This window comes from Longimicrobium sp. (assembly GCF_036554565.1).
Classification (GTDB): domain Bacteria; phylum Gemmatimonadota; class Gemmatimonadetes; order Longimicrobiales; family Longimicrobiaceae; genus Longimicrobium.
Map to the genome: position 1 here is coordinate 1 of NZ_DATBNB010000040.1, position 9,692 is coordinate 9,692.

Consider the following 9,692-nt stretch of genomic DNA (forward strand, 5'->3'; position numbering starts at 1 on the left):
GATCGCGAGATAAAGCGCGGGCACGGACACCACCGATACGTTGCGGGTCGTTACGGTCTGCATAAGCGCCTCCAGGTTTGAGCGACCCAGAGAGCTTACATCGTGGCGGCCCGCTTTTACATGGTATCTGAGGCCCAGGCGCACCACACTCGCCCGCAAACCGTTCTACGCGGGCCGAAGGATCTAGCCCGGCGCCACTTCTCAGCCTGGGCGCGACAGCGGCACGGAACCGTGGGACGCGGCCTGCCGCGTGACCCAGGGACCCGGCGCATTCCTCGGGCGGGCCCCTCCCCCGGCCCCTCCCCCGGCAAACTGCGCCGGGAGAGGGGAGAACTTCGATCGGGGTTCGACCGGCTGCCGGTGCATGCCTTGGGAGCCCCCTCCCCCCGGCCCCCATCCCCCGCTGCGCAGGGGAGGGGGAGACCTGATCGCGCCGGGGCTGGCCTCACGCACCCGACGTTGCGAGCAGTCCGCGAAGGCGGACTTCGTGAAGTTCCAGCCGCGGTTTCAACCGCCCGGACGGGGCCGTGGGCGCGCTCTTCGACGGCCGCCACACCCAACCCGAAGTGTACCCCCTCTCCCACGCTATTTGTGGGAGAGGGTGGCACGCGTGTCAGCGCGGCCGGGTGAGGGCCCAAACGCATCCGCCCTCCCCCGCGCGCCGGACGCGGGGGAGGGCGGATCGCGCGGCGCCAGGACCGGCGCGACCGCCTCTACTTCCCGGTCCCGGGCTTCTTCGCCCCCGTGCGCCCCGCCGTCTTGGCCGCCGTACGCGCGGTGCTCTTGGCCGCCGCACTGCGCGCCGACTTCACCGTCTTGGACGCGGCCGTCTTCCGCCCCGTCTCCGCCGCCTTGGCCGATTTCGCCGCCGGCTTCGCGGCCGTCTTCGTCGCCGCCTTCCCGGCCGTCTTCCGCGCCGGGGCCCCGCGGCGCGCGCCCTTCTTGGCCGGCGGCCCCGCCGCGGCGCGCTCCGCCAGGAGGGTGACGGCCTGGTCCACCGTCAGCTCATCCGGTCCTACCCCCTTGGGCAGCGAGGCGTTCACGCCGCCGTGCTTCACGTACGGCCCGTAGCGCCCCTCGAAGAGCAGGATCGGCTCACCGTCCTTGGGGTGCGCGCCCACCGTCTTGAGCGGCTCCACCGCCGCGCGCTGGCCGCGCCCGCCCTTGGGCTGGCTCAGCAGCTCCACCGCGCGGGCAAGGTCCACCGTGTAGACGTCGTCCTGCTTGGCCAGCGAGCGGAAGTCGCCCTCGTGCACCACGAACGGCCCGAAGCGGCCCACGCTGGCCTGGATCTCCTTGCCCGTGTCCGGGTGCAGACCCAGGGTCCGCGGCAGGGAAAGCAGCTTGAGCGCGAAATCCAGCGACAGGTCCGCGGGGTTCAGTCCCTTGGGGAGCGACGCGCGCTTGGGCTTGTCCTTGCTCCCCTCCGGCGCCTCCCCCAGCTGCACGTACGGACCGAAGCGCCCCTGCAGCATCATCACCGGCTTGCCGCTGGCCGGGTCCATCCCCAGCACGTCGGGGCCCTCGGCCTTGGCGCGGACCAGCTGCTCCATCTGCTCGTCCGTCAGGTCCGCGGGGGCGATGCCGTCCGGAAGCGACGCCGTCATCGTGTCGCCCTCCGCGCCCATCTCCACGAACGGACCGAACCGGCCGATGCGCACGCGCCCCGGCGCGCCCTCCAGGATCACCGTCGACGCCTCGCGCGGGTCGATCGCCTCCTGCCCCCGCTTCACCGTCTCGTTCAGCCCCTCCTCGCCCAGGAAGAAGTGCTGGAGATAGGGAAGCCACTCGGCCGACCCCTCGGCGATCTCGTCGAGCTCCTCTTCCATCCTCGCGGTGAAGCGCGTGTCGACGAGCGAGGGGAAGTTGCGCTCCAGCAGCCCCGTCACCGCGAACGCCGTGAAGGTGGGCACCAGCTGGTTGGTCACCCGGTCCACGTAGCCCCGGTCGATGATCGTGCCGATGATGCTGGCGTAGGTGCTGGGGCGGCCGATGCCCTCCGCCTCCAGCTGCTTGACCAGCGACGCCTCGGTGTAGCGCGCCGGCGGCTGCGTCGCGTGGCTCAGCGCCTCAAGGGTGCGCAGCCCCAGCGCGTCGCCGCGGGCGAGCGGCGGCAGCGGCTCGTCGCGGTCTTCCAGCGCCGCGTCGGGATCGTCGGAGCCTTCCACGTACGCGCGGAAGAAGCCCGGGAAGTCGATGCGCTTCCCCGATGCGCGGAAGGTGGCCCCGTCGGCCTCGATCTGCGCCGTCAGGTAGGTCAGCCGCGCGTCGGCCATCTGGCTGGCGACGGTGCGCTTCCAGATCAGCTCGTACAGCGCGCCTTCCACCCCGCTCAGCCGCAGCTCCTCGACCGTCTTCATCTCCGTGCCGGCGGGGCGGATGGCCTCGTGGGCCTCCTGCGCGCCCTTGCTCTTCGTCGTGAACTGGCGCGGATGCGGGCTCAGGTAGTTGTCGCCGTACAGCTGGGCGATGCGGCTGCGCGACGCCTTCATCGCCTGGTCGGACAGGTGCACCGAGTCCGTCCGCATGTAGGTGATGTAGCCCTCCTCGTACAAGCGCTGCGCGATCCGCATGGTGTCGCGGGCGGAAAGCCGCAGCTTGCGGTTGGCCTCCTGCTGCAGCGTCGAGGTGGTGAACGGCGGATAGGGCCGGCGGATGGAGGGCTTCTCGTCCGTCTCCGCCACCCGCCAGTCCGACTGCCTCAGCCGCTCCTGCAGCGCGCGCGCCTCGTCCCCGCCCAGCAGCACGACGTCGGCGGTCTTCAGCCGGCCCGTGTTCTCGTCGAAGTCGCGCCCCGACGCCACCCGCTTGCCGCCCACGGTCGCGAGAACGGCGGTGAAGGGGGTGATGCCGCGCAGCAGCGTGGCCTTCAGGTCCCAATACGTGGCGGACCGGAAGGCGCGCCGCTCGCGCTCGCGCTGGACGAGAAGGCGGACGGCGACGGACTGCACGCGCCCGGCGCTGAGCCCGCTGGAGATCTTCTTCCACAGCAGCGGGCTGACGGTGTAGCCCACCAGCCGGTCCAGGATGCGCCGCGTTTCCTGCGCGCGCACCAGGTGCTCGTCGATCTGCCGCGGCTTGCGGATGGCCTCGCGGATGGCCTCGGGGGTGATCTCGTGGAAGACGATGCGCGAGACGGGCACCTTGGGATCCAGCACCTGCACCAGGTGCCAGCCGATGCTCTCGCCCTCGCGGTCTTCGTCGGTTGCGACGATCAGCTCGCCCGCGTCCTTCAGCAGCGCCTTGAGTTCGGCGACGATCTTCCGCTTGCCGGCGGGCACCACGTACAGCGGGTCGAACCCGTCGTCGACGTTCACCCCCAGGCGCGCCCACTCCTGCCCCTTGAACTTGGCGGGGATTTCCGCGGCCGATTCGGGAAGGTCGCGGACGTGGCCCATCGACGCCGCCACCACGTACCCCGAGGGGAGGAAGTTGCGGATCGTCTTCGCCTTGGTCGGCGACTCGACCACCACCAGCCGTTTGTCTTTCTTGACCGCCATGATCTAACGAGAAGGAGGTCCGCCCGCCTCGAGGGAGCGGATGTGCCGTTCGATGTCGTCCACGATGGAGCCGACGCCGCGCGCGTCGGTGTCGAGATGCAGGTCTGCCCGGGCGTAGAGCGCTTCCCGCGCCGACAGGAGCCGCCGTATGGCCGCCAGCGGGTCCGCCTCGGCGAGCAAGGGGCGTTCCCCCGGTGCCTCGGCCGCGCGCCGCACCGCCTCTTCGGGAGAGACGCGCAGCCAGACGGAAAGCGTCCCGGGGCCCAGCGCGTCCAGCAGCGCGGGCTGGGTGATCCACCCGCCGCCGGGGGAGAGGACGATGGACTCGCGCCCGGCGATCCGCCCCGTGGCCTCGGCCTCCATCCGCCGGAACGCCGCCTCGCCCTCCGCCGCGAAGATGTCGGGAATGCGCCGGCCGTCGAAGGCCTCGATCTCGCGGTCCAGGTCCACGTGCGTCCAGCCCAGCCGCCGCGCCAGCTCCTCGCCCACCGCCGACTTGCCCGACGCCATCATCCCGACCAGGACGATGCGCCGGACGGGTCCGTCAGCCAAACGTGCCCCGGGCGGCGATCCGCTGTACGTACCCGTCGAAGTTGCGCCGCAGGTCGGCCATGGTGTCGCCGCCGAACTGCTCCAGCACGGCGCCCGCCAGGACGATGCACACCATCGCCTCGGCCACCACCCCCGCGGCGGGGACGGCGACCACGTCCGACCGCTCACGCACCGCCGCGGCGATCTCGCCGGTGCGCAAGTCCACCGTTGCCAGCGGCTGCATGAGCGTGGAAATGGGCTTCATCGCCGCGCGGACGACGAGCGGCTGCCCCGTGGTGATGCCGCCCTCCAGCCCGCCCGCGTTGTTGCTCGTGCGGCCGAATCCCCCGCTCCGCGGATTCGCGGGCTCGGCCACGATGGCGTCGTGCACGCGCGAGCCGGGCCGCATCGACCCCTCGAACCCCAGGCCGATCTCCACGCCCTTGATGGCCTGGATGGACATCAGCGCGTGCGCCAGGCGTCCGTCGAGCTTGCGGTCCCACGACACGTGCGATCCCAGACCCGCCGGCACGCCCCGCGCGACCACCTCCACCACGCCGCCCAGCGTGTCGCCCGCGCGCTTGGCGGCGTCGATGGCGTCGATCATGGCCCCCTCCGCCTCCGCGTCCAGGCAGCGGACGGGGGAGGGATCGGAGGCGGCGTTCAGGTCCTCCGGCATCTCGTCCGGCGGCCGGGCGACGATGCCGCCCAGCGAGGCCACGTGGCTGCCGACGGTGATCCCCAGCTCGGCCAGCATCCGCCGTGCGACGGTGCCCGCGGCCACGCGCGCCGCCGTCTCGCGGGCGCTGGCCCGCTCCAGGATGTCGCGGGCGTCGGTGCGGTCGTACTTGAGCGCGCCAACGAGATCCGCGTGGCCGGGACGGGGAAAGAAGACGCGCCGCATCGCCTCGTCGTCACCCTCGGCGCCGGACGGGGCCGGCGACATGGCGTCCGTCCAGTTGGCCCAGTCGCGGTTCCTCACCAGCAGCGTGATGGGAGAGCCCAGCGTCTGCCCGTGGCGCACGCCGGACAGGATCTCGGCCCGGTCTGACTCGATGCGCATGCGCCCGCCGCGGCCGTATCCGCCCTGGCGGCGGCGAAGTTCCCGGTCGAGGTCGTCGGCGGAAAGCGTGAGGCCGGCGGGCGCACCCTCGACCACCGCGGTCAGCGCGGGGCCGTGCGACTCGCCGGCCGTAACGAAGCGAAAGGTCGGCATCCGCTAAATAAAGCGCCGGGGCCGGGCGGGCGCCAGTGGGAACGGCAGTGCGTGAGTGCGTGAGTGGGGACGGGCGGACCCGCTGGAACGACACAGGGCCCGGCGGTGCGCCGGGCCCTGGGTCGTCGCGCATGAAGGCACTGCGTTACGGAGCCAGGTCCTGGGTGGTCACCGTAAGCCCCAGCACGCCGCCCGTGGTAAGCGCGTACAGGCGCAGGTTCACGTTCGCCGCGTCGCTCGCCGCGCGCGGCGCCACCACCAGCGCGCCCACCACCGGGTCGCGGGTGTAGATCCGCTTGATCAGCCGGAACGAGAACGAGTCGATCACGTCCACGTACGGCCGGTTCGCCGCGTCCAGTCCGGATACGAAGCTCAGCGCGCCGACCGGTGTGGGATAGTTGGCGCCCTGCGGGTGCATGGCCACGCCGCCCGTGGGAGCGCCGCTGGCAACCGCGCCCTGACGGCGCAGATCCGGGGTGAAGTAGTATGCCTCGGAGCCGCGCGCCACGCCCAGCGAGCCGTCGCGGTTCAGCCCCAGCCCGATCACCCGCTCGGCCGAGTTGGCGATCAGGTCGCGCACGTCGCCACGCAGCACCAGCGAGTCGCCAAGCGCCTCGAACACCGGGATCCGCGCGTTGTCGCGCGCCCCTTCGCCCACCCCGATGAAGCGGCGATCGGTGCTCGCCGCCACGAAGGTGGTGTCGGCGAAACCCACCTCGGCCACGTCCGCGCCGATGTCCAGCCGCGTGTCGTAGCGGTTGCCCTGGGCGTTGGGCGGCTGCGACCGCATGGCCGTCAACGCCTGCGAAACCGAGACCAGTTCGCCCCCGATGCACGCCGGGTCCTCCGTGTCGCCCACGCGGCGGCGCGGGCAGACCAGAATGGAACCCGGTGGGATGAAGAACGCGGAGTCGGCATTCACCACCAGCGCCTTGGCGCTCGTGTGGCGATCCACGTAGCCCGTGAACACGTCCGACCGCCCGGTCCGGGGCTGGTAGATGCGGACCGTTCCGTCGCGCGCGGCGGCGGTGGGCTTGGTGCTGTACACGACCAGGCCGTTCGACGCCTGCGCCAGGAACTGTGGCCGGTCGCTGTAGTCGTGGATGGTGACCTTGGTGACGGCGCCGGTCAGCGGCGAATAGTCCACCCCGAACAGGCGCTCGTTGCGGGTGAGGATGCGACGGTCCTCGGCCGGCGATCCGTCCAGCCCCACCACCGAGATGTTGGTGCCGCCGCTGTTCGCCACGTACAGCGAGTCGCCGGTGCGCCCCAGCGCGAGGCCCCACGGCTGTGAGCCGACGTTCACCGAGCCGGTGTACGAGGTGCCGCCCAGCGGCAGCAGCTCCACGCGGTTCCGTGAATAGTTCGCCAGGTACACGAAGTTGCCGTCTGCCACCAGGTCGGGAACCACGTCGCCGCCGTTGGGGCGCGCGATGGTCGTTCCCCGCGCGACGAACACCGGCTGCACCCGGCCGCCGACGGTGCTGAGCACCGACCCGCCCGGGCCGGCGACGCACGCCTGCTGCTGCGGCGTGTTGGGGGTGACCGCGGCACCGCAGTTGCCGGCGGGGTCCTTGGCCCAGGCGGTCACCTCCAGGTCTACCGTGGCCGTGTCGAGCGTGCTCAGCCCCAGGTCGGCCAGGCCGAACCGGAAGGTGCCCGACGAGCCGGCGCCGCGGCCGCGATACACCCGCAGCGTGTCGGCCCGGCCCGCGGACCGCCGGATCCCCAGCACCGTCACCCCCACGGTGTCCACCCGGGTTTCGTCGGTGCCGGTGACCGTCACGTCGAACGTGTCGCGCTGCTCCGCCGTCGCGCGCAGCGCGACCTGGTAGCTCACCCGCGGCGCGGTGACGTCGAGCGCGGCTGCCTTCACCACCACGTCGATCGGAACCCCCACCCCGGCCTGGTTGGACCCCGAAACCGTGCTGGCGTCCACGCGCAGCGTCGCATCGGAGGCCAGGTTCGGGATCGGAACCGTGATCACCGTGTCGATGGACGCACGCGCGGGGGTAAAGGTGATCGTGCGGTCGAAGGCGAACGCCCCGGACCCGCGCACCCGCACGGAAGCGATCCCGTCACGGGCGTCGTCGGCCCGAACGTTCAGCTGAAGCAGCTGGCCGCCCCGGGGCTCCTGCCCCGCGACCAGCGACACCTGCACGCGCGGCCCGCCGATGGCCACCTGGGCGGTGTCGGCCCGCGAGTTCCCGGCGGAATCCCAGGCCGTCACCACCACGAACACCCCTGACTCGCGCAGCGTGTCGGGCGTGGCCAGCAGGAACCGGTCGATGGTGGTGTCCTTGACCGCCTGGCCAAGCAGGTTCACTTCCTTCTTGGTGAAGCGGACCACGGCCGTGTCGGTGCCGAGCGACGGGTTTCCCCGGCGGGCGAACCCCTCGAACTTCACCTTCGCCACCATGCGGTCGTCGGTCACCCGGGCGCGGACGAAGAGCGAATCGCCTACGGCGACGGTTTTCGTCTGGGTGTCGGGAAGCACGATCGAGACGGCCGGTGGCGCCTGGTCTGCGCCGCCGCCGGTGCCCGGCTTCGGTGGGGGCTGCGGATCCCAGGGATTGTCGCCGCACGCGGCAAGCAGCGCGGCCAGGGCCAGGGCCGCCGCGAGGGCGGCCCTGCTGCGGAGGAATTTCATGGTAGGTACTGCGTTGTTGGAAAGAAAAAACCCCGTCCGTCAGCGATCCTGGCGAACGATGTGCGGAGTGACGAGAATCAGCAGGTCCTGCTTGCGCTCCGACCGGTTGGTCACGCGGAACAGCCCGCCCACCACGGGCAGGTCCATCAGGAACGGAATGCCGCGCCGGGTGTCGGTGACGCGCGTCACCGTCAGCCCACCGATGACGACGGTTTCGCCGTCGCCCACCAGCACCTCGTTCTCGGCCTGCTGCCGCGACACGTTCAGCAGGTTGTTGGAGGTTTCGGTGGGGTTGGAGTTCTCGGCCCGCAGCGACATCCGCACCCGGCCGTCGGCGGTGATGTGCGGCGTCACCTCGAGCTCGATGCCCGCCTCTACCTGCACCGGCTGCAGGGTAATGCCCCCGCCCGCGGCGCCCGCCCCCGCCGACGCGGTGAGGAAGGTGATCTCCTCGCCCACGAAGATGCGGGCGGTGCGGTTGTTCAGCGTGGTGATCTGCGGCATGGCCTCGACGTCGGCGATGCGCGTTTCCTGCAGCGCGCTCACCAGCGCCACCAGCGAAAAGCGGTTGGCCAGCAGCAGCGAGATCGCCACGTCCAGCGTGGCGTCTTCCACCTCCGACGCGGCGTTGCCCACGGCGCCGATGGACGGGCCGCCCAGGACGAACCGGTCGTTGGGGGTGCTTTCACCCGTCGGCTGGCCGGTGGCGGGGTCGTACAGCGGGCTTTCGATGATGCCGCCGAAGCTGTTGCCCTGGAAGTCCTTGAGGTCGTAGCGGATGCCCAGCGCCTCCAGCTGCGTGCGGTCGACGAAGATGATCTTGGCCTCGATGGCCACCTGGGCCACCGGCACGTCGAGCGTGGCGAGCAGGGCCTCGATGTCGCCCACCACCCGCGCCACGTCGGTGACGATCAGCGTGTTGGTGGCCGTGTCGGCCGAAAGGCTGCCGCGCTCGGTCTGCAGGTTCTTGAAGGTAGTGGCCAGGTCGCCCGCGTTCACGTAGTTCACGCGGAAGGGCCGGGTGACCAGGGGCTCCTGCTCGGCGCGCGCCGCCAGGTTCGCCACCTGGTCCACGCGGATGATGCCCCCCGAAAGCTCCTCGGCCGCCAGCCCGTAGGCCTGAAGCATGGTGCGCAGCGCCACGTCCCACGGCTGGTTGGTGAACGACACCCCGTCCACCACGATCCCCGACACGTCGGTGCCCGCGATGATGGAGCGCCCGGAGAACTCGGCGAAGGTGGCCAGCACGTCGCGCATCTCGGTGTTCTGGAAGCTCACCGTGATCCGGCGCCCCTGCGGAGGCTGCTGCGCCGCCGGGCGCGCGGCCGGCTGCGTGCGCGCCGGCACCGGGCGCGAGGCGGAGGGCGCGCCGCTGCTCCACGGCTGGAAGGCCGCGGCGCCGGACTGCAGCGACACCCGCAGCCCGCCCGCCACCTGCTCCACCGTGTACCGGGTTTCGCGGTCCAGGTCCAGCACCAGCCGCACCACGTCTTCGGAGTGCTGGCTGGTGCGCACCCCGCGCACGCCGCCCCGGTCCAGCCCCTCGTACCGGTTGGAGGGCAGCCCCAGCCGCGCGTTCTGGATGTCGACCACCACCCGCGGCGGCCCCGCCAGGGCGAAGTCGGTCCACGTGACCGTGCCCCCCGCGATGTCCACCGTCAGCTCGGTGCGGCCGTCGCGCCCCTCCAGGCGCAGGGCGGCCACGCTGCCGTCCACGGCCGGGGGCGCGGGAAGGGGGGCAAGGGCCAGCAGCGCCGGCACCAGCAGCAGCGCCATCCACGCTTTGCGCACGATC

5 protein-coding genes are annotated in these 9,692 nt (G+C 71.8%); all 5 read right to left on the minus strand.

Annotated elements, in window-relative coordinates:
* Window positions 1–713 precede the first annotated feature (713 nt).
* Window positions 714–3,500 carry a type I DNA topoisomerase gene (gene topA, locus VIB55_RS01150; RefSeq protein WP_331874825.1) on the minus strand — a complete coding sequence of 929 codons (2,787 nt, stop codon included), beginning with the start codon at window positions 3,498–3,500 and terminating at the stop codon, window positions 714–716.
* A gap of 3 nt (window positions 3,501–3,503) precedes the next feature.
* On the minus strand, window positions 3,504–4,052 hold the full coding sequence (locus tag VIB55_RS01155) for a shikimate kinase (protein WP_331874826.1): 549 nt from the start codon (window positions 4,050–4,052) through the stop codon (window positions 3,504–3,506).
* Complete coding sequence (gene aroC, locus VIB55_RS01160; protein ID WP_331874827.1) at window positions 4,045–5,247, minus strand: chorismate synthase; 1,203 nt, start codon at window positions 5,245–5,247, stop codon at window positions 4,045–4,047. Before aroC ends, VIB55_RS01155 begins: the two co-directional genes overlap by 8 nt.
* A gap of 145 nt (window positions 5,248–5,392) precedes the next feature.
* Entirely contained in the window at window positions 5,393–7,897 is a 2,505-nt protein-coding gene (locus VIB55_RS01165; protein ID WP_331874828.1) for a hypothetical protein, read from the minus strand.
* Window positions 7,898–7,936: 39 nt separating this feature from the next.
* The coding region (locus VIB55_RS01170) for an AMIN domain-containing protein (protein ID WP_331874829.1) at window positions 7,937–9,692 on the minus strand (1,756 nt) is incomplete at its 5' end.